31 protein-coding genes are annotated in these 20,624 nt (G+C 61.4%); 4 read left to right on the forward strand and 27 right to left on the reverse strand.

Features of this window, described 5'->3' with window-relative positions:
• Nucleotides 1-113: 113 nt before the first annotated feature.
• From secY to rplB, 18 genes are all read right to left on the reverse strand, one after another.
• A complete protein-coding gene (secY, locus tag BN3270_RS07990) occupies nt 114-1,397 on the reverse strand; it encodes a preprotein translocase subunit SecY (protein ID WP_058986574.1) in 1,284 nt (427 codons plus the stop codon).
• A 2-nt stretch (nt 1,398-1,399) separates the two neighbouring features.
• Nucleotides 1,400-1,840: a 50S ribosomal protein L15 gene (gene rplO / locus BN3270_RS07995; protein WP_058986575.1), complete on the reverse strand. Its 441-nt coding sequence runs from the start codon at nt 1,838-1,840 to the stop codon at nt 1,400-1,402.
• 158 nt (nt 1,841-1,998) lie between these two features.
• Entirely contained in the window at nt 1,999-2,190 is a 192-nt protein-coding gene (gene rpmD / locus BN3270_RS08000) for a 50S ribosomal protein L30 (RefSeq protein WP_058986576.1), read from the reverse strand.
• A 3-nt stretch (nt 2,191-2,193) separates the two neighbouring features.
• The gene (gene rpsE, locus BN3270_RS08005; protein ID WP_058986577.1) at nt 2,194-2,721 is read right to left on the reverse strand and encodes a 30S ribosomal protein S5; all 528 of its coding nucleotides are present in this window, start codon (nt 2,719-2,721) and stop codon (nt 2,194-2,196) included.
• A 12-nt stretch (nt 2,722-2,733) separates the two neighbouring features.
• The gene (gene rplR / locus BN3270_RS08010; RefSeq protein WP_058986578.1) at nt 2,734-3,102 is read right to left on the reverse strand and encodes a 50S ribosomal protein L18; all 369 of its coding nucleotides are present in this window, start codon (nt 3,100-3,102) and stop codon (nt 2,734-2,736) included.
• Nucleotides 3,103-3,122: 20 nt separating this feature from the next.
• On the reverse strand, nt 3,123-3,665 hold the full coding sequence (gene rplF, locus BN3270_RS08015) for a 50S ribosomal protein L6 (protein WP_058986579.1): 543 nt from the start codon (nt 3,663-3,665) through the stop codon (nt 3,123-3,125).
• Between the two features lie 14 nt (nt 3,666-3,679).
• The gene (rpsH, locus tag BN3270_RS08020; RefSeq protein ID WP_058986580.1) at nt 3,680-4,078 is read right to left on the reverse strand and encodes a 30S ribosomal protein S8; all 399 of its coding nucleotides are present in this window, start codon (nt 4,076-4,078) and stop codon (nt 3,680-3,682) included.
• A gap of 107 nt (nt 4,079-4,185) precedes the next feature.
• The gene (locus BN3270_RS08025) at nt 4,186-4,371 is read right to left on the reverse strand and encodes a type Z 30S ribosomal protein S14 (protein ID WP_058986581.1); all 186 of its coding nucleotides are present in this window, start codon (nt 4,369-4,371) and stop codon (nt 4,186-4,188) included.
• A gap of 42 nt (nt 4,372-4,413) precedes the next feature.
• On the reverse strand, nt 4,414-4,959 hold the full coding sequence (gene rplE, locus BN3270_RS08030) for a 50S ribosomal protein L5 (protein ID WP_058986582.1): 546 nt from the start codon (nt 4,957-4,959) through the stop codon (nt 4,414-4,416).
• A 120-nt stretch (nt 4,960-5,079) separates the two neighbouring features.
• Nucleotides 5,080-5,397 carry a 50S ribosomal protein L24 gene (gene rplX, locus BN3270_RS08035; RefSeq protein ID WP_058986583.1) on the reverse strand — a complete coding sequence of 106 codons (318 nt, stop codon included), beginning with the start codon at nt 5,395-5,397 and terminating at the stop codon, nt 5,080-5,082.
• Nucleotides 5,398-5,411: 14 nt separating this feature from the next.
• Nucleotides 5,412-5,780 (reverse strand): 50S ribosomal protein L14, encoded by a 369-nt coding sequence (rplN, locus tag BN3270_RS08040; protein ID WP_058986584.1) that lies wholly within the window; start codon nt 5,778-5,780, stop codon nt 5,412-5,414.
• Between the two features lie 37 nt (nt 5,781-5,817).
• Nucleotides 5,818-6,078, reverse strand: a complete 261-nt coding sequence (gene rpsQ / locus BN3270_RS08045; protein WP_058986585.1) for a 30S ribosomal protein S17 — start codon at nt 6,076-6,078, stop codon at nt 5,818-5,820.
• A gap of 29 nt (nt 6,079-6,107) precedes the next feature.
• Complete coding sequence (gene rpmC / locus BN3270_RS08050) at nt 6,108-6,302, reverse strand: 50S ribosomal protein L29 (protein WP_058986586.1); 195 nt, start codon at nt 6,300-6,302, stop codon at nt 6,108-6,110.
• Nucleotides 6,302-6,724 carry a 50S ribosomal protein L16 gene (gene rplP, locus BN3270_RS08055; RefSeq protein ID WP_058986587.1) on the reverse strand — a complete coding sequence of 141 codons (423 nt, stop codon included), beginning with the start codon at nt 6,722-6,724 and terminating at the stop codon, nt 6,302-6,304. Before rplP ends, rpmC begins: the two co-directional genes overlap by 1 nt.
• Entirely contained in the window at nt 6,725-7,432 is a 708-nt protein-coding gene (rpsC, locus tag BN3270_RS08060; RefSeq protein WP_058986588.1) for a 30S ribosomal protein S3, read from the reverse strand.
• 3 nt (nt 7,433-7,435) lie between these two features.
• Nucleotides 7,436-7,780, reverse strand: coding sequence for a 50S ribosomal protein L22 (gene rplV, locus BN3270_RS08065; RefSeq protein ID WP_058986589.1), 345 nt, complete (start codon nt 7,778-7,780; stop codon nt 7,436-7,438).
• 19 nt (nt 7,781-7,799) lie between these two features.
• Nucleotides 7,800-8,066 carry a 30S ribosomal protein S19 gene (gene rpsS / locus BN3270_RS08070; protein ID WP_058986590.1) on the reverse strand — a complete coding sequence of 89 codons (267 nt, stop codon included), beginning with the start codon at nt 8,064-8,066 and terminating at the stop codon, nt 7,800-7,802.
• A 22-nt stretch (nt 8,067-8,088) separates the two neighbouring features.
• Entirely contained in the window at nt 8,089-8,919 is an 831-nt protein-coding gene (rplB, locus tag BN3270_RS08075) for a 50S ribosomal protein L2 (protein WP_058986591.1), read from the reverse strand.
• A 229-nt stretch (nt 8,920-9,148) separates the two neighbouring features.
• On the opposite strand from rplB, the gene BN3270_RS08080 reads away from it, so the two are divergent.
• Entirely contained in the window at nt 9,149-10,627 is a 1,479-nt protein-coding gene (locus tag BN3270_RS08080) for a glycosyltransferase (protein ID WP_271711968.1), read from the forward strand.
• A 116-nt stretch (nt 10,628-10,743) separates the two neighbouring features.
• Here the strand turns inward: BN3270_RS08080 and rplW are convergent, their stop codons facing one another.
• The 7 genes from rplW to rpsL are packed head-to-tail and all read right to left on the reverse strand — an operon-like array spanning nt 10,744 to nt 15,671.
• Nucleotides 10,744-11,031, reverse strand: coding sequence for a 50S ribosomal protein L23 (gene rplW / locus BN3270_RS08085; protein WP_058986592.1), 288 nt, complete (start codon nt 11,029-11,031; stop codon nt 10,744-10,746).
• Nucleotides 11,032-11,655 (reverse strand): 50S ribosomal protein L4, encoded by a 624-nt coding sequence (rplD, locus tag BN3270_RS08090; protein WP_058986593.1) that lies wholly within the window; start codon nt 11,653-11,655, stop codon nt 11,032-11,034.
• Nucleotides 11,656-11,678: 23 nt separating this feature from the next.
• Complete coding sequence (gene rplC, locus BN3270_RS08095) at nt 11,679-12,299, reverse strand: 50S ribosomal protein L3 (protein ID WP_058986594.1); 621 nt, start codon at nt 12,297-12,299, stop codon at nt 11,679-11,681.
• Between the two features lie 13 nt (nt 12,300-12,312).
• A complete protein-coding gene (rpsJ, locus tag BN3270_RS08100; RefSeq protein ID WP_058986595.1) occupies nt 12,313-12,621 on the reverse strand; it encodes a 30S ribosomal protein S10 in 309 nt (102 codons plus the stop codon).
• Between the two features lie 45 nt (nt 12,622-12,666).
• Nucleotides 12,667-14,775, reverse strand: a complete 2,109-nt coding sequence (gene fusA, locus BN3270_RS08105; protein WP_058986596.1) for an elongation factor G — start codon at nt 14,773-14,775, stop codon at nt 12,667-12,669.
• 11 nt (nt 14,776-14,786) lie between these two features.
• Complete coding sequence (gene rpsG / locus BN3270_RS08110; RefSeq protein ID WP_058986597.1) at nt 14,787-15,257, reverse strand: 30S ribosomal protein S7; 471 nt, start codon at nt 15,255-15,257, stop codon at nt 14,787-14,789.
• 39 nt (nt 15,258-15,296) lie between these two features.
• Nucleotides 15,297-15,671 (reverse strand): 30S ribosomal protein S12, encoded by a 375-nt coding sequence (gene rpsL, locus BN3270_RS08115; RefSeq protein WP_058986598.1) that lies wholly within the window; start codon nt 15,669-15,671, stop codon nt 15,297-15,299.
• 361 nt (nt 15,672-16,032) lie between these two features.
• On the opposite strand from rpsL, the gene sdaAA reads away from it, so the two are divergent.
• The 3 genes from sdaAA (at nt 16,033) to BN3270_RS08130 (ending at nt 19,367) form a co-directional block, all read left to right on the forward strand.
• Entirely contained in the window at nt 16,033-17,679 is a 1,647-nt protein-coding gene (gene sdaAA / locus BN3270_RS08120; protein ID WP_058986599.1) for an L-serine ammonia-lyase, iron-sulfur-dependent, subunit alpha, read from the forward strand.
• Nucleotides 17,680-17,693: 14 nt separating this feature from the next.
• On the forward strand, nt 17,694-18,848 hold the full coding sequence (locus BN3270_RS08125; protein WP_058986600.1) for a putative ABC transporter permease: 1,155 nt from the start codon (nt 17,694-17,696) through the stop codon (nt 18,846-18,848).
• A gap of 81 nt (nt 18,849-18,929) precedes the next feature.
• The gene (locus tag BN3270_RS08130; protein WP_058986601.1) at nt 18,930-19,367 is read left to right on the forward strand and encodes a universal stress protein; all 438 of its coding nucleotides are present in this window, start codon (nt 18,930-18,932) and stop codon (nt 19,365-19,367) included.
• Between the two features lie 128 nt (nt 19,368-19,495).
• Here the strand turns inward: BN3270_RS08130 and BN3270_RS08135 are convergent, their stop codons facing one another.
• Both BN3270_RS08135 and smpB read right to left on the reverse strand, forming a co-directional pair.
• The gene (locus BN3270_RS08135; RefSeq protein WP_058986602.1) at nt 19,496-20,083 is read right to left on the reverse strand and encodes a hypothetical protein; all 588 of its coding nucleotides are present in this window, start codon (nt 20,081-20,083) and stop codon (nt 19,496-19,498) included.
• An 11-nt stretch (nt 20,084-20,094) separates the two neighbouring features.
• Nucleotides 20,095-20,562 carry an SsrA-binding protein SmpB gene (smpB, locus tag BN3270_RS08140; protein ID WP_058986603.1) on the reverse strand — a complete coding sequence of 156 codons (468 nt, stop codon included), beginning with the start codon at nt 20,560-20,562 and terminating at the stop codon, nt 20,095-20,097.
• Nucleotides 20,563-20,624: the final 62 nt, after the last annotated feature.

A 20,624-nucleotide genomic window follows, 5' to 3' on the forward strand; every position in this document is an offset into this window, starting at 1 on the left:
GCCTGCACGGACATATCAAGAGGCGGGCTCTCCCCCATCGAAGACGCCCGCTGCCTGCCAAACAAAAAGGCCCGTACCATACGGCACGGGCCCATACAATGCACAAGGAAGGCTTATTTGAAGAAGCCGTCGTAGTTGTACATCTTCAGCTGCGATTCGACTTTGCTCATCGTGTCGAGGGCAACGCCAATCATGATGAGGATCGAGGTGCCACCGAAAGCCTGAATGAGTTGGTTGTTCGTAAAAGCGAACAGGATGGAGGGGACGACGGCAACAAGGCCGATGAACATGGCACCGGGAAGCGTGACGTGCTTGATCACGTTCTTGATGTAGTGCACCGTGGCCGAACCCGGGCGAATGCCGGGAATGAAGCCGCCCTGCTTGCGCAGGTTGTCGGAAAGCTCTTCCGGATTGAACACCATCGACGTATAGAAGTAGGCGAAGAAGATAATCAAACCGAAGGTAAGGAGCCAGTTGATCCAACCCGTCGAGATAGCGTTCGCAAAGGCATCGAGCCAACCCACGTTGAAGAGGGCGGCAATCTGCGCCGGGAAGTAAATCAGACAGCTCGCGAAGATGATGGGGATAACGCCCGCCGCATTCACCTTCAGGGGAATGTAGGTGGTCTGGCCGCCCATCATCTTCCTCCCCTGCACGCGCTTGGCGTAGGACACCGGGATGCGGCGCTGGGCACGCTCCATCCAGATGATGGCCGGAATCGCCAACAGGATGACGGCAATGATGAGCAAGGTGATGGCAAGACCCATCCCCGCATCGTCCTGGCTCGTCCCGCTCGAGAAGATAGCCGAGGGAACGCGCGAGACGATGCTCGTGAAGATGATCAGGGACATGCCGTTGCCCACACCGCGCTGGGTAATCAGCTCGCCCATCCACATGATGAAGGCCGTGCCTGCCACGAGGGTGAAGACGATGATGACACTCGTGAGCCAATAGGGCACCTGGTCGCTAAAGGTAACCCCGTAGCGATCAGACTGGAAGAGGAGCAGATAGCCCACGGCGTTGAGCAGGCCAAGGGCCAGCGTGAGCCAACGCGTGGTCTGAGTGATTTTCCTACGCCCAGGCTCGCCTTCCTTCGCCCAGCGCCCCACCGTGGGGATAACGCCCTGCATCAGCTGCATGATAATGGATGCCGTGATGTAGGGCATGATGCCCAAAGCGAACACGCTGAAGTGCGAAAGGGCGCCGCCGGAAAAGACGTCGATCATCGTCATGGCGGCGCCGCCCGCCTGCTCGTAGGCATTTGCGAACTGAGCAAACGGGATTCCCGGAACGGGAATGAACGAGCCCAAACGGTACAGAGCCAAAATACCAAGGGTGAACAGGATCTTCTTGCGAAGCTCCGGCACCTTGAAGGCTTCTACCAAGGACTTAAGCAAGGCTATTCAACCTTTCCGCCTGCAGCTTCGATCTTCTGAGCGGCGCTCGCCGACACCTTGTCGACCTTGACCGTAAGGGCCTTGGTGATGTCGCCGTCGCCGAGAACCTTCACGAGGTCGGTTTCGTGCTTGATGATGCCCTTGGCCTTCAGAGCGGCCTTGTCGACCGTTTCACCGGCTTCGAACTTCTCTTCGAGACGCGAAACGTTGACCGGGAGATACTCAACATGGTTGATGTTGCGGAAGCCCGGGAGCTTGGGGAGACGCATGTAGAGGGGCGTCTGACCACCCTCGAAGCCTGCGCGCTTCTGCTTGCCGGCGCGGGACTTGGCGCCGTTCATACCACGACCAGAGGTCTTACCGTAGCCGGAGCCGTTGCCGCGGCCCACGCGCTTGCGGTTCTTACGGGAGCCAGGCGCAGGGGTGAGGTCTTTGAGTTCCATGAATACAATCTCCTTGTATCGCTGTTACGGGGGAAGCCCTCCCCCGCTGCTGGCAGCTCGCAGCCAGCACAACTACTAAATACAGAACGGAAGATTACCGTTCTCTTCAAAACGGCCTTTGGGGAATCCCCAAAGGCCGTAAAAGAAGCATATATGTTTTACGCTTCGGTGACCTCGACAAGGTGCTTGACCTTGAAGATCTGACCACGAATGGCCGGGTTGTCGGGCAGGTCGTTGGAACTGCCGATGCGACCGAGGCCGAGGGCGCGCAGGGTCCTGCGCTGGGTCTCTGCGTAGCCGATGTAGGACTTCACCTGAACGACATGCAGGGTCTTCTTGGAATCTGCCATTGGTTAGTCACGTTCCTTCCAGCCGTAGATCTGGTTGACGGAAATGCCGCGACGCTCGCTGACGGCTTCGGGGCTTTCCATAGCCTGCAGGCCAGCAGCGGTAGCCTTGACCACGTTCATGATGTTGTCGGAACCCAGGGACTTGGCGAAGACGTCTTTAACGCCGGCAAGCTCCATGACGGCACGAGCAGCACCGCCGGCGATAACGCCGGTACCAGGGGTAGCGGGCTTGATGAGCACACGACCGGCGCCGAATTCGCCGATGATGTCATGCGGCAGGGTGCCTTCGGCGGTCAGAGGAACTTTGAACATGTTCTTCTTGGCATCCTCGACGCCCTTGCGGATGGCGACAGGCACTTCGAGCGACTTGCCCATGCCCACGCCGACGTTTCCGTTGCCATCGCCCACCACGACGAGCGCGGTGAGATTCATGCGACGACCGCCCTTGACGGTCTTGGAAACACGGTTGATGTACACGACGCGCTCCTGAAGTTCAGGGGCGCCCGACTGATGTTCTTGCTTACGAGCCATTCTTACCCTCTCTTAGAATTTCAGGCCGGCTTCACGGGCACCGTCGGCGAGCGCCTTGATGCGACCGTGATACAGGTTGCCACCGCGGTCGAACACGACTTCGGTGATACCGGCTTCGGTTGCCTTCTTGCCGATGAGTTCGCCGAGGACGGCAGCGCCTTCCACGTTGGCACCGCTCTTGCCGGATGCCTTGAACTCGGGGCCGAGGGTAGACACGGCGCAGAGGGTCTTGCCCGCCACGTCGTCGATAACCTGAGCATAGATGTTGGAGTTGCTGCGGGTAACGCACAGGCGCGGGCGCTCCGGGGTACCGGAAACCTTGCCACGAACGCGAGTGTGACGGCGACGCAGACCAGCTTGCTTCTTCTGAAGCTTCTTCATATCGTTTCCCTTCACTTTCGCTATTCGGACTTAGCGGCCTTGCCGAGCTTACGACGGACGTGTTCGCCCTCGTAGCGGATACCCTTGCCCTTGTAAGGTTCGGGCTTGCGCCAAGCGCGGACATCGGCGGCCACCTGGCCGACCTGTTCCTTGCTGGGGCCCTTCACGAGGATTTCGGTCGCGCTCGGGACTTCGAAGGTAATGCCCGCAGGAGGCTCGATGACCACGTCGTGGGAGAAACCGAGCTGCAGGTCGAGGTTCTTCCCCTTGAGGGCGGCACGGTAGCCGACGCCCACGAGCTCGAGCTTCTTGCTGTAGCCTTCGCTCACGCCGATCACCATGTTGTGGATAAGCGTGCGGGTCAGGCCGTGAAGGCTCTTGGCCTCACGGGAGTCATCGGGACGGGAGACGATAACCTCTTCGCCCTCCTGCTTGATCGTGAGGATGGGGCTGAAGCTGCGCGTCAGTTCGCCGAGCTTGCCCTTGACGGTGACGGTGGAACCGTCGATGGTGACGTCGACACCCTGGGGGATGGCGACAGGCTGCTTACCAATACGAGACATCTATCGGCTCCCTTCTACCAGATGTAGGCGATGACTTCGCCGCCGATGCCCTTCTTGCGGGCATCGCGATCGGCCATGACGCCGTTCGACGTGGAAATGATTGCGGTACCGAGACCACCCAGCACGCGGGGCAGCTCGTCCTTGCCGGCGTAGATGCGCAGGCCGGGCTTGCTGATGCGCTTGATGCCGCGAATGGTGCGGGCCTTCTTGGGGCCGTACTTCAGCGTGATGGTGAGGGTGTTGCGGGGTTCAGACTCTTCAATGTCGTACCCGGCGATATAGCCCTCTTCGCGCATAATGCGGGCGATTTCAACGAGCTTCTTGCTCGTCGGCATCGACACCGTCTGATGACCGGCAGAGTTAGCGTTACGCACGCGCGTAAGCATGTCTGCGATGGGGTCGTTCATGCTCATGTGTTTCTCCTTTGGTTCGTGATGAATCGAGAATGCGGTTCACGTGAGCCCGTAGCCCACGTGCCTTCATTAACGACACACCCAACGTGAATCGGTCGTGCCTGGAACTACCAGGAGGACTTGGTCACGCCGGGGAGTTCGCCCTTGTTCGCCAGCTCGCGCAGGCACACGCGGCACAGGCCGAACTTGCGGTAGTACGCACGCGGACGCCCGCAGCGGGTGCAGCGATTGTGCTGGCGCGTCGAGAACTTCGGCTCGCGCTTCGACTTGGCGATCATCGATTTCTTAGCCATTAAATCCTTCTTTCTTTACCTCACTCGAAAGAGTGCAGTTGCTTAATCCTTAAACGGGAAACCAAGGGCGTCGAAGAGAGCCTTGGCGCTCTCGTCATCTTCAGCAGTGGTGACGAAGGTGATATCCATACCACGGGTGCGATCGATCTTTTCGTAATCGATTTCGGGGAAGATGAGCTGTTCGGTAATGCCGAGGGTGTAGTTACCGCGGCCGTCGAACGAGGTGGCCGGGATACCGCGGAAGTCGCGCACGCGCGGCAGGGCGATAGCCAGCAGGCGATCCAGGAACTCCCACATGCGGTCGCCGCGCAGGGTCACCTTGCAGCCGATCGGCTGGCCCGCACGTACGTGGAAGCCGGCGATGGACTTCTTGGCACGGCAGATCATGGGCTGCTGGCCGGTGATCTGGCGCATGTCGGCCACGGCGGCATCGAGGAGCTTGGCGTCGCCGGAAGCAGCGCCCACGCCCATGTTCACCACGATTTTCTCCAGGCGCGGAACCTGGTTGATGTTCTTGATCGAAAGCTCTTTCTCGAGCTTGGGGACGATCTCGGTCTTGTACGTTTCCTTCAGACGAGGAGCAGTCATCTTGCCATTCCTTCCGATGATTTGAACGTAGGATTTCCGACCCTACGTCCCTTGCGTCTTGCAAGGGTCATGGCAAAACCTGCCCGTAGAGTACGGACAGGTTTTGCAAACTAGGATACTTTAATCGATATCGGCGCCGCACTTCTTGCAAACGCGAATCTTCTTACCATCTTCACGCTTGACGGCCACGCGGGTCGGCTTGCCGCATTTGGGGCACACGAGCATCACGTTGGACACGTGAATCGGTGCTTCCACATGGGTGAGGCCGCCCTGGGGATTGGCCTGCGTGGGATGCATGGCCTTGGTCACAACGTTGACCTTTTCGACCACCACGCGCTCTTTGCGGGGAAGCGCACGGATCACGGTGGATTCAACGCCCTTGTCTTTGCCGGCGAGGACCTTGACCTTATCGCCCTTCTTGATTTTCATCTTTGCCATTTGCTACCCCTCCTTTACAGCGTTTCAGGTGCCAGAGACACGATCTTCATGTACTTCTTGTCGCGCAGTTCACGAGCGACGGGCCCGAAGATACGGGTGCCGCGGGGCTCGCCGTTGGCATCGACCAGGACGCAGGCGTTCTGGTCGAACTTGATGTAGGAGCCGTCGGCGCGACGCACTTCCTTCTTCTCGCGAACGACCACGGCGCGGACGACTTCGCCCTTCTTCACCTGACCGCTGGGGATCGCTTCTTGCACGGCGCAGATGATAACGTCGCCGAGGCCCGCGTAACGGCGCTTGGAGCCGCCCAGGACCTTGATGCAACGCACCTTGCGCGCGCCGGAGTTATCGGCCACCGCGAGCATGGTTTGCATTTGAATCATTGCTTAAACCTTCCTTACGAATAGTCTTGCGAGAAGACTATTTGGCCTTTTCCACGATCTCGATGAGGCGCCAGCGCTTCATCTTCGACAGAGGACGGGTTTCCATGATGCGGACGGTGTCGCCGACGCCGGCTTCGTTGTTCTCGTCATGCGCATGGAACTTCTTCGTGGTGGTGATCATCTTGCCGTAGACGGGATGCGGCTTGCGCTCGCGCACCGTCACAACGATGGTCTTGTCGCCAGAATTGCTCGTCACGATGCCCTGGCGAACTTTGCGAGAGTTGCGTTCTTCGCTCATTCTTCTCTCAAATCCTTTCAGTTCGCGCTCTATGCGGAAAGCTCACGGGCACGCATCTCGGTCTGGATGCGGGCGATGTCCTTCTTGACCTGCTTCACACGGGCCGTGTTGTCGAGCTGGCTCGTCGCCATCTGGAAGCGAAGGTTGAACAGCTCGGCGCGTGCTTCCTTCAGCTTGGCCTGCAAATCGTCGCCGGAAAGTTCGCGGATTTCACTTGCCTTCATTATTCCTGGCCCTCCGTTTCCTTCGTGACGATCTTGCACTTGATGGGAAGCTTGTTGATAGCAAGGCGCAGAGCTTCCTTGGCGGTCGCTTCGTCGACGCCGCCGACCTCGAACATGATGCGGCCCGGCTTGACGACGGCGACCCATCCTTCGGGGTTGCCCTTACCGGAGCCCATGCGGGTTTCAGCGGGCTTGTTGGTGATCGGCTTGTCGGGGAAGATCGTAATCCACACCTTGCCGCCACGCTTGAGGTAACGGGTGATGGCCACACGAGCAGCCTCGATCTGGCGGTTGGTGATCCAATGGGCTTCGAGAGCCTGGATGCCGTACTCGCCGTAGTTCAGACGCGTACCGCCCTTTGCATGGCCCTTCATGGAGCCACGCTGCACCTTACGATGCTTAACACGCTTAGGTACGAGCATTTACTTATCCCTCCTGTCGTTGTTGCGACGACGGTTCGGACGGGAGCTGGTGCCTTCCAGAGCGGGCTGCGGAAGCTTCTGGCCCGGCAGCACTTCGCCGTGGTAAATCCAAACCTGCACGCCGATAGCGCCCATCTGGGTGTTAGCGGTTGCGAAGCCGTAGTCGATCTTGGCACGCAGGGTGTGCAGAGGCACGCGACCCTCGCGGTACCATTCGCGGCGGCTCATCTCGGCACCGCCGAGACGGCCGGAGCACTGAATGCGGATGCCCTTGGCGCCGCTCTTGCGCGCGGACTGGACGGCCTTGCGCATGGCGCGACGGAAGGCCACGCGGCCTTCGAGCTGTTCGGCCACGGACTGGGCGACCAGGTTGGCATCGAGCTCGGGACGCTTGACCTCCACGACTTCGATGTTCACGGGGCCGTTGGCGACCTTAGCGAGCTTCTTGCGAAGCGCGTCGATTTCGGCGCCCTTCTTACCGATGACAACACCCGGGCGAGCGGTGGTGATGATCACCTTGATTTTGTCGCCGGCGCGCTCGATTTCCACCTTGGAAACGGCGGCACGGGTGAGCTGCTTATCGAGGAACTCGCGGATCGCGATATCGTTCGCGAGCGTCTCCGCATAGCCCTTGTCCTGGTACCAGCGGCTGCGCCAGTTCTCGATGACGCCGATGCGGAAACCGGTAGGATTGACCTTCTGACCCATGTGTTATGCCTCCTCTCGGGTGGAAACGATGATGGTGATGTGGCTCGTGCGCTTGCGGATACGAGCCGCAGCGCCCTTGGCGCGCGGACGAATACGCTTGAGCGTGGGGCCCTCGTCGACAAAGGCGGCCTTGATGACCAGATTGTTGCCGTTGAGATGCTCGTTGTGCTCGGCGTTGGCAACCGCGGAGTTCAGCGTCTTTTCGACGGTTTCGGCAACGGCGCGGTTGGTGAACGCGAGGATCTCGCGGGCCTGCACGACGGACTTGCCGCGAATCTGATCGACTACGATACGGGCCTTGCGAGGAGAGACGCGTACGTAACGAGCAACAGCTTTAGCTTCTGCCATTGTGTTCAACTCTCCTTACTTATTTATCTTTGCGGGCATGGCCCTTGAAGGTGCGGGACGGGGCGAATTCTCCGAGCTTATGGCCGACCATGGATTCGGTGATGTAGACCGGCACATGCTTGCGACCATCGTGAACGGCGATCGTGTGACCGACCATTTCGGGGAAGATCGTGCTGGAACGGGACCAGGTCTTCACGACATCCTTGGTGCCTGCTTCATTCATTGCGTCGATGCGCTGAAGAAGGCGCGGTTCCACAAAGGGACCCTTTTTCAAACTTCTGCTCACATTTACTCCTTATGCGCTCAGGCTACTTCTTGCGACGACGAATGATCAGGCGACTCGAAGGCTTCTTCGGGTTGCGGGTGCGATGGCCCTTGGTAGGCACGCCCCACGGAGAAACGGGATGGCGACCGGAAGTCTTGTTCTTGCCTTCGCCACCGCCATGGGGATGGTCGACCGGGTTCATAACGGTACCGCGGACGGTCGGACGGACGCCCATCCAACGCTTGCGACCGGCCTTGCCAATCTTGATGTTGGCATGCTCGGCGTTGCCCACTTCACCGATCGTGGCGCGGCAGGTGACGAGCACGCGACGCATTTCGGAAGAGGGCATGCGGAGGATGGCGTACTTGCCTTCCTTGCCCATCAGCTGGATGCTCGTGCCGGCGGAGCGGGCGATCGCAGCGCCCTTGCCCGGCTGGAGCTCGACGGCATGGATGAGCGTACCGACGGGAATGGAGGACAGCGGCAGGGCGTTGCCCGGCTTGATATCGGCATCGGGACCGGAGACAACGGTGTCGCCGACCTTGAGGCCGCGAGGATACAGGATGTAACGCTTCTCGCCATCAGCGTAGTGCAGAAGCGCGATGCGCGCACTGCGGTTGGGGTCGTACTCGACCGTGGCAACCTTGGCGGGCACGCCGTCCTTGTTGCGCTTGAAGTCGATGATACGATAACGACGCTTGACGCCACCGCCCTGGTGACGCGTCGTGATGCGACCGTAGTTGTTGCGGCCTGCCTTCTTGGGCAGGGGCGTGAGCAACGACTTCTCCGGCTTGTCGCAGGTGATTTCCGCGAAATCGGAAACCGTCTGGAAGCGACGACCGGGGCTGGTCGGCTTGAATTGCTTGACTCCCATCAAAATTCCTTTCTGTCTCTGTGGCTTCCGATCGCCGCTTAACCGAGGTTGGGAGAACCGCGGTTTACGACTCCGGTTGAACCACGCGCCCGGGTGTATCCATAACCCATTTAGACGCAGAAACGAATTATATCGACTTGGGGGTAGACAAACAAGGAGATTTGAGCATTCGCCAATCGCTCATACAACACCCACAATTGAAGGGGCACCGCAGGGTATGATACCACCCATGGATACCACCTCCCCCGCACAGACCGACACGCGCACCCCCGAAAGCGCCCCACGCCTTGGCCCCGAAGCCCTGGGGGCGGAGGATTTGCGCATCTTCGGCGAGATCGAAGCCTGGCGCAAGGGCGACAGCGACGCCCAGGACCAGAGGATGCGGGCCACCTATCACGTGGACAAGGAACTTGCCTTCCGCGACTCCTATCAACCGCCCCACCCCACCATTTTGATTCTGCACGCCTCCGTGGGATCGGGCCATCGAAGCGCCGCCATCGCCATCGCCCAAGACCTCTGCGACCTGCGCGACCGCCAGCTCCCCGCCTTCCCCGACGGCAGCCCGCTCGACCCCGCTACGCGCGTGGTCGTGGCCGATATTCTGGCCTGGGGCGACCACGTCTTCGACGGCAACAAGACGGCGACGAGCTTTACCGGCTCGACGCGCCCGCTCTACGACCTCACTTGGCGCTACACCTTCACCGGGCGCGCCCTGTGGGGACAGGGCACCTTCCTCAATTACGTGATGTGGCGCAAATTCACCCGCTACATCGGGCATATCAAGCCCCTGGCGGTCATCGCTACCCACATCATGGGCGCCAACATGGCGGCGGGCGCGCGCACGATCTGCAAGCAGCACTATCCCCTGGTCTGCGTGCCCACCGACTACGAAACCGAGGGGCTCTGGCCCCATAAGGCGGCAGACGTCTTTTGCCTGGGCAACGAGTCGATGGCGGAAACCCTGCGCGCCCGGCACATCGCCGAAAATCGCATCGCGATCACCGGTATCCCCACCCGGATTGATTTCCGCCGCAGCTACGACACCGCCCAGGTGCGCGAGCGCTTCGGCTTGCCTGCCGACAAGAAGATCGTCCTCGCCCTGGCCGGCGCCACCCTCCCCCAGCCCTACGTGATTTTTCGTCAGACGCTCGAAAGCGTCATTCCCGCCTTCGCCGGGCATCCCGACCTTCACTTGGTCATGGTGTGCGGCAAGGACGCCGACTACGCAGCCCATGTGCGCCAGACGTGCGCGGAACACGGGCTCGACAACGTCACCGTGCTCGACTACGTCAACGGCATGGCCGCCCTCATGGCGGCAAGTGACGTGATCGTCACCAAGTCGGGCGGTCTCACCGTCACCGAATGCCTCGTATCGCGCACGCCCATGATCCTTGTGGGTCGGGCCTACGGCCAGGAAAAGGTCAACGTCAACATGCTCACCAACGCCGGCGCCGCCATCCACGTCACGACGGCCCGCGAGCTCGTGAGCCAAATCGACCTCATTGACCAACACCCCGAACGCCTCTCGTCGATGGTGGTCAACGCCAACCTCCTGCGGCGTCCCAACGCCGCCCACGATATCGCCCGGTGCACGCTCGCCCTTACCAAGCTGCCCGCAGACGACGTGCGCCACACGGTGGTCACCAAAAAGCTCGCCTGGACCCTCTTCAACTTCTACTGGGGAGACAAACCCGCCCATATTCGCTGAGGGGTGCGCTCGAACGTCTGCAGTCGCGAACGCAGTCGCAAACGCAGTCGCCCGCTAATACAAAAGGCCCGCTGCCACCGGCAGCGGGCCTTTTCAGACATCGATCGAACAATCGACTAGTTGGCGGCGAACAGCTCGATGGAGTCGCCTTCGGCCAGGGTGACCATGGCCTTCTTCCAGGTGCGGGTCTTGCCGACGCTCGTGCGTACGCGCTTGGGCTTCGGCTTGACGTTCAAGGTGTTCACCTTGACGACCTTCACGTCGAAGATAGCCTCGATGGCCTTGGCGATTTCGACCTTGTTGGAGTTCTTAGCCACCTCGAAGGTGTAGACGTTGTCGGCCATACGGTCGTAGCTATGCTCAGAGATGACCGGACGGATGATCACTTCGCGAGGATCCTTCATTTATGCGAGCACCTCCTCGATGCGGGCCAGAGCGTCGGCAGTGAAGACGAGCGCCTTGTTGTTGATCAAATCGTACGCGTTGGATTCCGCCACGGGGATGATTTCCACGCCCGGGATGTTGCGGAAGGACAGGTACGCGTTCACGTCGTCGTTGGCGACGACGACGGTGGTGCGGCCTTCGATGCCCAGAGCCTTGAGGACCGCCACGGCGTCCTTGGTCTTGGGGGCTTCGAAACCGAAGGTGTCGACCACGTAGAGCTCGCCGTCAGCCAGCTTGGCGGACAGGGCCGAGCGCATGGCCAGCTTCACAACCTTGTTGTTCACGCGGTAGGCGTAGTTGCGGTTGTGGGGGCCGAAGACGGTCGCGCCGCCGACCCAATGGGGTGCGCGGATAGAGCCCTGGCGCGCATGGCCGGTGCCCTTCTGACGCCACGGCTTCTTGCCGCCGCCGCGAACCTGGCTGCGGGTACGGGTCTCGTGAGAGCCCTGACGCCAGGACGCACGCTGGGCACGAACGACTTCGTGCATCACGTGGATGTTCGGCTCGATACCGAACACGTCGGCGTTGAGGTCGCGCGATTCGACCTTCTCGCCACTGGCGTTCTTCACTTCGATATTTGCCATAATCTATAAACTCCTCGGGGTTCTTACGCCATGCGGATGCGCACAGTGGCGTTCTTGCCGCCCGGCAGCGCACCCTTGATCAGGATGAGGTTCTGCTCTTCGTCAACACGCACCACTTCCAGGTTCTTCACCGTGACGGTGTCGACGCCCATGTGGCCCGGCAGACGCATGCCCTTGAACACGCGGGAAGGCGTGGCGCACATACCGACCGAACCCGGAGCGCGATGGAAGTGAGCGCCGTGTCCGCCAGGGCCACCCTGGAAGTTGTAGCGACGCATAACGCCCGCAAAGCCCTTGCCCTTGGACGTACCGGTAACGTCGACGAACTTGGTGTCGGCGAAGTTGGCGACGGTCACCGTGTCGCCGGACTTGTAGTCGGCGGCGTTGTCGACGCGCACCTCGCGCAGATGGCGCACCGGCTCTACGCCCTGCTTGGCGAAGTGGCCGGCCATGGGCTTGTTGACCTTCTTCGCCTTGATGGCGCCGAAGCCGAGCTGCACGGCTTCGTAGCCGTCGGTTTCAGCAGTCTTCACCTGGCAGATCGTGTTGGGCTCGGCCTGAACGACGGTCACGGGAACCATGTTGTCGTTCTCGTCGAACACCTGGGTCATGCCCAGTTTGGTGCCGTAGATAGCGTTAATCATTCAATACCCTCCCCTAGAGCTTGATTTCGATGTCGACGCCAGCGGGAAGGTCCAGACGCATCAGCGAATCGACCGTGTTGGGGGTCGGCTCGAGGATGTCGATCAGGCGCTTGTGCGTGCGCATTTCGAACTGTTCGCGAGAGTCCTTGTCCTTGTGCGGACCCTTCACAACGGTGAACATGTTGCGTTCGGTCGGCAGGGGGATAGGACCAGAAACCTTTGCACCGGTCTTCTGGGCGGTGTCGACGATGAGCTTGGTGGACTGATCCACGATCTCATGATCGTAGCCCTTCAGGCGGATGCGAATCTTTTGATTTGCCACTTTTGTTTTCCTCCGTATAGAAGCGTTGCGCTTAAACCCGTGGGCTTAGGCGTTGCCGCCAGCCTTGCTGATGATTTCGTCTGCCACGTTCTTGGGCACCTGTTCGTACTCGTCGAACTGCATCGTGTACGAAGCACGACCCTGGGTGCCGCTGCGAAGGTCGGTTGCGTAACCGAACATCTCGCTCAGAGGCACCTTGGCCTTGATGACCTTGGCGTTGCCGCGGTCGCCCATGCCCTGAATCTGGCCACGGCGGCTCGACAGGTTGCCCATGACGTCGCCCATGTACTCTTCAGGCGTTTCGACTTCAACGGCCATGACGGGCTCGAGGATGACCGGAGCGGCCTTCTTGAGCGCGTTCTTGACGGCCATGGAGCCGGCAACCTTGAAGGCGGCTTCAGAGGAGTCGACTTCGTGGTAAGAACCGTCGATGAGCTCGACGCGAACGTCGACGACCGGGTAGCCGGCCAGGACGCCGTTGTTGAGAGCTTCCTGGATGCCCTTGTCGACCGAGGGGATGTATTCCTTGGGGATAGCGCCGCCCACGATCTTGTTTTCGAACTCGTAGCCCTTGCCCGTTTCGTTGGGGTAGAGGTTGATGACGGCATCGCCGTACTGGCCGCGGCCGCCGGACTGACGCACGAACTTGCCCTGGACGTTCTCTGCCGGCTTCGTGGCGGTTTCGCGGTAGGCAACCTGGGGTTTGCCCACGTTGGCGTCTACCTTGAACTCGCGCAGCAGGCGGTCGACGATGATTTCCAGATGCAGCTCGCCCATGCCGGCGATGATGGTCTGGCCCGTTTCCTCGTTGGTGTGCACGCGGAAGGTCGGGTCCTCTTCGGCCAGCTTCTGCAGAGCCACGGACATCTTGTCTTGTTCGGCCTTGGTCTTGGGCTCGATGGCAACGTCGATAACCGGGTCGGGGAATTCCATCGATTCGAGCACGATCGGATGATCGGGGTCGCACAGCGTGTCACCGGTGGTGGTGTTCTTCAGGCCCACGACGGCGATGATGTCGCCGGCGGAGCACTTGTCGACGTCCTGGCGCTGGTTGGAGTTCATCTCGAGCAGACGGCCGATGCGCTCCTTCTTGTCCTTGGTGGCGTTCTGCACGTAGGAGCCCGCCTCGAGCGTGCCGGAGTAGACGCGCAGGTAGGTGAGTTTGCCGACGAAGGGGTCGGTCATGATCTTGAAGGCAAGAGCGGCGAAGGGGGCCTTGGGGTCGGAGGGACGGTTGTCCTCGTCGCCCGTTTCGGGGTTGGTGCCCTCGATAGGCGGCACGTCGACGGGGCTCGGCAGGTAGTCGACGACGGCGTCGAGGAGTTCCTGCACGCCCTTGTTCTTGTAGGCGGAGCCCACGAAGACCGGGTTGAGCTTGTTGTCGATGACACCCTTGCGGATGGCGGCCTTGAGTTCGTCGACGGAGACTTCCTCGTCCATGAGGACCTTTTCCATCAGGTCGTCGTCGCAGTCGGCGGCGGCTTCCACGAGCTCGGTGTGCAGACGCTCGGCTTCGTCCTTGAATTCAGCCGGGATCTCATCCATGGCTTCGGGATAGGTCATGCCCTTGTCGTCGGCCTTGAAGTCCCAGGCGGTCATGGTCACGAGGTCGATGTTGCCCCAGAAGTTGTCTTCAGCGCCCATGGGGAGCTGAGCGGCAACGGCCTTGGCGCCCAGACGGTCGCGCATGGTGTCGATGGCATGCATGAAGTCGGCGCCCACGCGGTCGTACTTGTTGATGAAGGCGATGCGGGGGACGTTGTAGCGCACGGCCTGGCGCCACACGGTTTCGGACTGCGGCTGCACGCCGGCGACGGCGTCGAACACGGCCACAGCGCCGTCGAGCACGCGCAGGGAACGCTCGACTTCAGCGGTGAAGTCGACGTGACCCGGGGTGTCGATGATCTGAATGCGGTACTGCTGACCGTCCTTGTCCCAGTAGCAGGTCGTGGCGGCGGAGGTGATCGTTACGCCGCGTTCCTGTTCCTGGACCATCCAGTCCATCGTGGCAGCGCCGTCGTGGACCTCGCCAATCTTGTGCGTCTTGCCCGTGTAGTACAGGATGCGCTCGGTCGTGGTGGTCTTACCGGCGTCGATGTGGGCCATAATGCCGATATTACGAGTGTGGTCGAGACCAGCTTTCTTCGTAGCCATTCTAGAGCCCCTTAGAATCGGTAGTGCGAGAACGCACGGTTGGATTCAGCCATCTTGTACAGGTCTTCGCGACGCTTCACGGACGCGCCCTGGTTTTCGGCGGCATCCATGATTTCGGCGGCGAGGCGCTGCTTCATCGTGTGCTCCTTGCGGGAGCGGGAGAAGTCGACGATCCAGCGGATGGCCAGCGTGGTGGCACGGCGGGAGTTGACTTCCATAGGCACCTGGTAGGTGGCGCCGCCGACACGCTTGGGCTTGACTTCGAGGGTCGGGCGCACGTTGTCCATGGCCTTCTTAAAGACGGCCAGGGGATCGTCGCCGGTCTTTTCGGCCACGATGTCGAACGCACCGTAGACGATGCCCTCGGCGGTGGACTTCTTACCGTCCAGGAGCACCTTGTTGATCAGCTGGGTGACCAGTCGGTTGTTATACACTGCATCCGCCTGTACTTCACGGCGGGTTGCTGCTGCACGACGCGGCATGTAACTTCCTTTCGTTAACTAATGACTAAACGGAGATGCTTATTTCTTCGGCTTCTTCGCGCCGTAGCGGCTGCGGGCCTGCATGCGGCCGTCGACGGCAGCGCAGTCGAGCGCCGCGCGGATGACCTTATAGCGGACACCGGGGAGGTCCCTCACACGGCCGCCGCGGATGAGCACCATCGAGTGCTCCTGCAGGTTGTGGCCTTCACCGGGGATGTAGCAGGTAACTTCCATACCGTTGACCAGACGGACACGAGCGACCTTGCGCAGTGCCGAGTTAGGCTTCTTGGGCGTCGTGGTGAAGACGCGCGTGCACACGCCGCGCTTCTGAGGATTGCCCTGCAGCGCAGGGGTCTTCTTCTTTGCTTCCTGGTCGTGGCGGCCCTTGCGGACCAGCTGGTTGATAGTAGGCAAATCTCACTCCTTTTGTTTCGAGACTCGCGCGCGAGGCTCGCGCGCGACGTCGTTGCCTTTCATGTTCGAGTGCGTTCAGCTGTTACGCACACGAAAAGACACCCCCAAGCGGGGGTGCGTTTGGGTACTTTATCAGCCACCTTGGGGCCTGTCAAACGCCACGCATCCGGGCGTATCCATGCCTTCAAGAGAGCATATCCCCAGGTCGCATATGGCTCCTTGTCCGTGCGTCTCCCCTTTAGAGGGACCCTGCACAGAATCTTCATGGACAAACATCTTCGAATGTGTTTACCGTAGGCGCCCCACGCGCGGCGCCGCCGTGCGCTAGCATGGAACCACCACCGCGTAAGAGGAGCTGCATATGAAACAACAGCGCATCGCCGATATCATCGGCCCGATCATGGTAGGCCCGTCGAGCAGCCATACCGCCGGGGCCCTGCGCATCGCCTCGATGGCCCGCAGGCTTTCGGCCGGCACCCCTGCCCGCGTCGAATTCAAACTCTACGGCTCCTTCGCCCACACCTACCACGGGCACGGCACCGACCGGGCGCTCGTGGGCGGCATCTTGGGCATGGAAGCCGACGACCTGCGCATCCGCACCTCCTTCGAGCTCGCCCGCGAGGCAGGCGTCGAAGTGGCCATCACCCCCCTGCCCGATGCTCCCTACGACCATCCCAACACGGTCGACGTCATCATGACCGACGCCACCGGCGCAACGGTAACCGTGCGGGGGATCAGCATCGGCGGCGGCGCGGCCGTCCTCACCCAGATCAACGGAGTCGACGTCTCCATCACCGGCGAGTGCGCGAGCGTCATCGTGCGCCATCGCGACACCGTGGGCGTGCTCGCCCACATCACCCAAAGCGTGAGCCTGTTTGGCGGCAACATCGCCACCTTGAAGTCCTATCGCGAGAAGCGCGGGGAAACCGCCTACACGGTACTCGAACTCGACAGCATGCTCTCCGATGTGGCCCGCGAGGCCATCCTTGTGCACCCCCACATCCTCGACGTGCGCGCCATCCCCGCTGACGGTCCCACGGAAGCGGCCGCCGAGCCCGACGACCGGGCCGCCCAAGAGCTTGAAACGCTCGATTTCCCCACCGGCGAGGCCCTTCTCGCCTACTGCAACGACCGCCAGACGACGATCGCCCAGGCCTTCCGCGCCCGCGAAGACGCCATCGGCCGGGCGCAGGGAAAGCCCTTCGACCTCGACGCCTACCTGGCGCGCGTCTTCTCCGTTATGAAGGCATCCGCCACCGAACCGATCGAGGCCCCTGCCAAGACGATGGGCGGCCTGATCGGCGGCGAGGCCCATGCGGTCGCCCAGCTCGAGAAAAGCGGCAAGGGCATTGCGACCGGGCAGATGGCCAAGGTCACCCGCTACGCGATGGCCGTCCTGGAAACCAACGCCGCCATGGGCCGCATCGTCGCCGCCCCCACAGCCGGCTCGTCGGGCGTCCTTCCCGCCGCCCTTCTCGCATTGAGCGAAGAAGGGTCCTATACCGACGAGCAGATTGCCGACGCGCTGGTAACCGCGGCCGCCGTCGGCTGCCTGATCACCCGCAACGCGACGGTTGCGGGTGCCGAGGGCGGCTGCCAGGCCGAAATCGGCGCCGCCGCCGCCATGGCCGCCGCCGCTGCCGTCGAACTCGGCGGCGGTTCCCCCGCCCAATGTCTGGCGGCCGCGAGCAACGCGATCGCCAACATGCTCGGCTTGGTCTGCGACCCGATCGCCGGCCTGGTGGAAGTGCCCTGTCAGAAGCGCAACGCCTCGGGCGCGGCCTGCGCCCTCGTGTCGGCGCAGATCGCGCTCGCAGGCGTCGAGAATCTCGTGAGCTTCGACGAGTCGGTCGACGCCCTCTACCGCGTCGGCCGCGCTCTCCCCTTCGAGCTGCGCGAGAGCGCGCTCGGCGGGCTGGCGGCCGAACCGTCGGCCTGCAAATGGTGCGAGAGCTTCATGTGCGCCAGCCATGCCGACCGCATCGAGTCGGCACTCGCCTCGGAATAGGAGCGTACCCGCCCATGTCCCAGAAGAAGGCACCAGCCGCACACGCCCCATCGGCACAGCCCGTCCGCATCCCCTCGGCACGTCGAGGCGCCCTGCTCGACGTCGGCTTCAGCATTTCGATCGCCGTCACCGTGGCCACCCTCGTGCTCTTCAGCATCTACTTTGCGTGGGATTTCGAAAAGGAAAGCCTGCTCACCCATGCGCTCGGCATCTTTTACCTTGTGCTCCTGGCCGCCGACGCCACCGGCTGCATGACGATGGTGGTCTTCGACTTCACAACGCATATGCGGCAGGCGCGGCAGGTAGCGCGCGCCACGATGGTCGCCCTGCTCGCCACCGTCGTGGTCGGGCTCATGGTGCAGGGCGTCAACCTGGTCAACCTCGTCTTCCTCTTCCAGTTCGTCTGCCTCATCGCCTTCCAAACCACCACCGACGCTTCAATCGCCCGCAACCGTACCTTTACGGCCCCCTGGCACGTGAGCAGCGATCCGGCGCGCACCGACTACATCCCCCTCAACTTCTTCAACCTCTTCTGGGTCTTCTTCATCGCCTCGGTGCTCGGACTCATCGTCGAAGAGGTCTATTTCGCCCTCGTCTTCGACGCCTACCCCGACCGCGCCGGCCTGCTTTGGGGGCCCTTCTCCCCCATCTACGGGTTCGGCGCCGTGCTCATGACCGTCGCGCTCAACCGCTACTGGAACCGCAACATCTTCTTGATTTTCGGGGTGTCGGGCGCAATCGGCGCGGCCTTCGAATTCGCCGTGAGCTGGTTCATGGAAACCGCCTTCGGCATCATCGCCTGGGACTATTCGGGGACCTTCCTCAACATCCAGGGGCGCACCAACTTCGCCTTCTTCTGCGCCTGGGGCTTTTTGGGCCTCATGTGGGTGAAGGTGTTCTTGCCGAGCGTCCTGCGCCTGGTCGACGCGATTCCCATCCGCTGGCGCATCGCGCTCACCTCGATCTTCGCGGTTTTCATGATCGCCGACGGTCTCATGACGCTGATCACCGTCGATTGCTGGTACGAACGTGAAGCCGGGCATGCGCCGGTCACCACCATCGAGCAGTTCTGCGCCGAAAGGTTCGACGACAACTTCATGGCGCACCGGTTCGCGTCGATGGACCTCGACCCCTCCCGCGCTCAGCGCGTAGAGGACCCGCGTGCCTGATAACCTGCATTTCTGCAGTTCAGACAGGGCAAACAGTACTACAATGGCCCTTAAGAACAGAACCCGTAAGAGAGGTGGATCATGTCTGCTGAATACCATCGCATCTTCGTCGCGCTCGACGGAACGGAAGCCCAGAAGGACGTCGCGCGCAAGGCGGTCGCCATCGCCTCCGACAACCATGCGGCGCTCCGATTCGGCCACGTCGTCGACGCCGTTCCCGCCGAGGCCAGCGCCGTCGACTTCGAAGAGCTCTGCAACACGGCCAAGGAAGACGTCTCGTCTCAAATCGCCGACCTGCTGAAAGCCGCCGAAGAAGACCCCCAGATCCCCAGCGTCGACGTCGCCGTCGAAGCCGGTTCGATCAACGACACGCTCGACAACCTCCTCATCGCCCCCTTCGATCCGGACCTGATCGTTTGCGGCGCACGCGGGCTTTCCAACATCAAGTACGCCTTCGTGGGGAGCGTGAGCACCCATCTCATCCGCACCCAGGAATGCGATGTCCTCGTCGTGAAATAGGCGATCGCCTCATCGAAGGCGAAGAGCCCGGCCCCTTAGGAGGCCGGGCTCTTTTCACATGGGCGTGACAACGGGGACGGAGGGTGTCGTCACACAGTGACGACACCCTCCGTCCCCGTTGTCACGGTCTACTTGCCCCAGTTCTTGAAGTCGAACATGCCCTGAAGGTCGTCGACGACACCCTTGAGCTCGCGAGCCGTCTGAATCCCCTCTTTGGCGATCGCGTTGAGGTCTTCGGTCGTGCGCTGCACGCGATCGTAGGTTTTCTTGCCCTCGCTCGGCTCTTCCACCTCGACGAGGTCGAAGGCAGCCCGTTCCTCTTCCGAAAGCGACTCCCAATCGACGGGATTGCCCTCTTCGTCGACGTAGACGACCTCGTCTTCGGCAGGCAGCGGGTTGCCATCAGCGTCAACCGGGTTACCGTCCTCGTCGACGTAGACGACTTCGACATCCTCGTCGTCGGCCGTCCCAGCTTCCTCTCCTTCAACCTGGGAGGCCGCGGCCGCCGCAGCTTCTAAGGGAGCCGACTCTTCCTCGATCAGGGGATTGCCCTCCTCGTCGAGCGGGTTGCCTTCCGCATCGACGGGGTTCCCCTCTTCGTCGACGTAGACGACTTCGACGTCCTCGTCGTCGGCGGAATCGAAGACAACGACTTCTTCCTCCCGCCGGCGCTCGGCGCAAGACGCTTCCGATGCCTTTTTCTTGAACAGACGCATGCCGTCCCTTCCTATCTCATACGGTCTTTGAGCGAACGCTCGATCTCCCGTTTCGCATCGCGGGCCCGCATGTCCTGCCGCTTGTCGTAGAGCTTTTTGCCCTTGCAGACGGCGAGCTCGACTTTTACCAGGTTGTTCTTGGCGAAGTATATCTTCAGGGGGACGAGGGACATGCCCCGCTCCCGCGTCTGCTCGGCCAGCATGCGAATCTCTTTACGGTGCAAGAGGAGCTTGCGATTGCGGTCGGGGTCGGGGTTGCTCAGATTGCCGTGGCTGTAGGGATGGATGTGAAGGTTGACCAGCCACACCTCGCCCTTCTTGATGATTGCGAAGCAATCGGTGAGCTGACAGTTGCTCTCGCGCAAACTGCAGACTTCCGTGCCGGTAAGCGCAATACCCGCTTCGAGCGTGCGCAGGACCTCGTAATCATGGAAGGCCTTCCGGTTCTTCGCAATGAGTTTTTCCTCTCGATGGGCCATACCCGTAGCCTCAACCTTTCGTTCGATTATGCGTTGGCCATTATACCCAATCGAGAAAACCA

The organism is Hugonella massiliensis (genome assembly GCA_001486445.1).
Classification (GTDB): domain Bacteria; phylum Actinomycetota; class Coriobacteriia; order Coriobacteriales; family Eggerthellaceae; genus Hugonella; species Hugonella massiliensis.

Excerpts from the sequence above, each read along its gene's own strand:
- rplO (WP_058986575.1), bottom strand. The coding sequence starts at position 1,840 with ATGGAACTCAAAGACCTCACCCCTGCGCCTGGCTCCCGTAAGAACCGC.
- rpmD (WP_058986576.1), bottom strand. The coding sequence starts at position 2,190 with ATGGCAGATTCCAAGAAGACCCTGCATGTCGTTCAGGTGAAGTCCTAC.
- rpsE (WP_058986577.1), bottom strand. The coding sequence starts at position 2,721 with ATGGCTCGTAAGCAAGAACATCAGTCGGGCGCCCCTGAACTTCAGGAG.
- rplR (WP_058986578.1), bottom strand. The coding sequence starts at position 3,102 with ATGAAGAAGCTTCAGAAGAAGCAAGCTGGTCTGCGTCGCCGTCACACT.
- rplF (WP_058986579.1), bottom strand. The coding sequence starts at position 3,665 with ATGTCTCGTATTGGTAAGCAGCCTGTCGCCATCCCCCAGGGTGTCGAC.
- rpsH (WP_058986580.1), bottom strand. The coding sequence starts at position 4,078 with ATGAGCATGAACGACCCCATCGCAGACATGCTTACGCGCGTGCGTAAC.
- BN3270_RS08025 (WP_058986581.1), bottom strand. The coding sequence starts at position 4,371 with ATGGCTAAGAAATCGATGATCGCCAAGTCGAAGCGCGAGCCGAAGTTC.
- rplE (WP_058986582.1), bottom strand. The coding sequence starts at position 4,959 with ATGACTGCTCCTCGTCTGAAGGAAACGTACAAGACCGAGATCGTCCCC.
- rplX (WP_058986583.1), bottom strand. The coding sequence starts at position 5,397 with ATGGCAAAGATGAAAATCAAGAAGGGCGATAAGGTCAAGGTCCTCGCC.
- rplN (WP_058986584.1), bottom strand. The coding sequence starts at position 5,780 with ATGATTCAAATGCAAACCATGCTCGCGGTGGCCGATAACTCCGGCGCG.
- rpsQ (WP_058986585.1), bottom strand. The coding sequence starts at position 6,078 with ATGAGCGAAGAACGCAACTCTCGCAAAGTTCGCCAGGGCATCGTGACG.
- rpmC (WP_058986586.1), bottom strand. The coding sequence starts at position 6,302 with ATGAAGGCAAGTGAAATCCGCGAACTTTCCGGCGACGATTTGCAGGCC.
- rplP (WP_058986587.1), bottom strand. The coding sequence starts at position 6,724 with ATGCTCGTACCTAAGCGTGTTAAGCATCGTAAGGTGCAGCGTGGCTCC.
- rpsC (WP_058986588.1), bottom strand. The coding sequence starts at position 7,432 with ATGGGTCAGAAGGTCAATCCTACCGGTTTCCGCATCGGCGTCATCGAG.
- rplV (WP_058986589.1), bottom strand. The coding sequence starts at position 7,780 with ATGGCAGAAGCTAAAGCTGTTGCTCGTTACGTACGCGTCTCTCCTCGC.
- rplB (WP_058986591.1), bottom strand. The coding sequence starts at position 8,919 with ATGGGAGTCAAGCAATTCAAGCCGACCAGCCCCGGTCGTCGCTTCCAG.
- BN3270_RS08080 (WP_271711968.1), top strand. The coding sequence starts at position 9,149 with ATGGATACCACCTCCCCCGCACAGACCGACACGCGCACCCCCGAAAGC.
- rplW (WP_058986592.1), bottom strand. The coding sequence starts at position 11,031 with ATGAAGGATCCTCGCGAAGTGATCATCCGTCCGGTCATCTCTGAGCAT.
- rplD (WP_058986593.1), bottom strand. The coding sequence starts at position 11,655 with ATGGCAAATATCGAAGTGAAGAACGCCAGTGGCGAGAAGGTCGAATCG.
- rplC (WP_058986594.1), bottom strand. The coding sequence starts at position 12,299 with ATGATTAACGCTATCTACGGCACCAAACTGGGCATGACCCAGGTGTTC.
- fusA (WP_058986596.1), bottom strand. The coding sequence starts at position 14,775 with ATGGCTACGAAGAAAGCTGGTCTCGACCACACTCGTAATATCGGCATT.
- rpsG (WP_058986597.1), bottom strand. The coding sequence starts at position 15,257 with ATGCCGCGTCGTGCAGCAGCAACCCGCCGTGAAGTACAGGCGGATGCA.
- sdaAA (WP_058986599.1), top strand. The coding sequence starts at position 16,033 with ATGAAACAACAGCGCATCGCCGATATCATCGGCCCGATCATGGTAGGC.
- BN3270_RS08125 (WP_058986600.1), top strand. The coding sequence starts at position 17,694 with ATGTCCCAGAAGAAGGCACCAGCCGCACACGCCCCATCGGCACAGCCC.
- BN3270_RS08130 (WP_058986601.1), top strand. The coding sequence starts at position 18,930 with ATGTCTGCTGAATACCATCGCATCTTCGTCGCGCTCGACGGAACGGAA.
- BN3270_RS08135 (WP_058986602.1), bottom strand. The coding sequence starts at position 20,083 with ATGCGTCTGTTCAAGAAAAAGGCATCGGAAGCGTCTTGCGCCGAGCGC.
- smpB (WP_058986603.1), bottom strand. The coding sequence starts at position 20,562 with ATGGCCCATCGAGAGGAAAAACTCATTGCGAAGAACCGGAAGGCCTTC.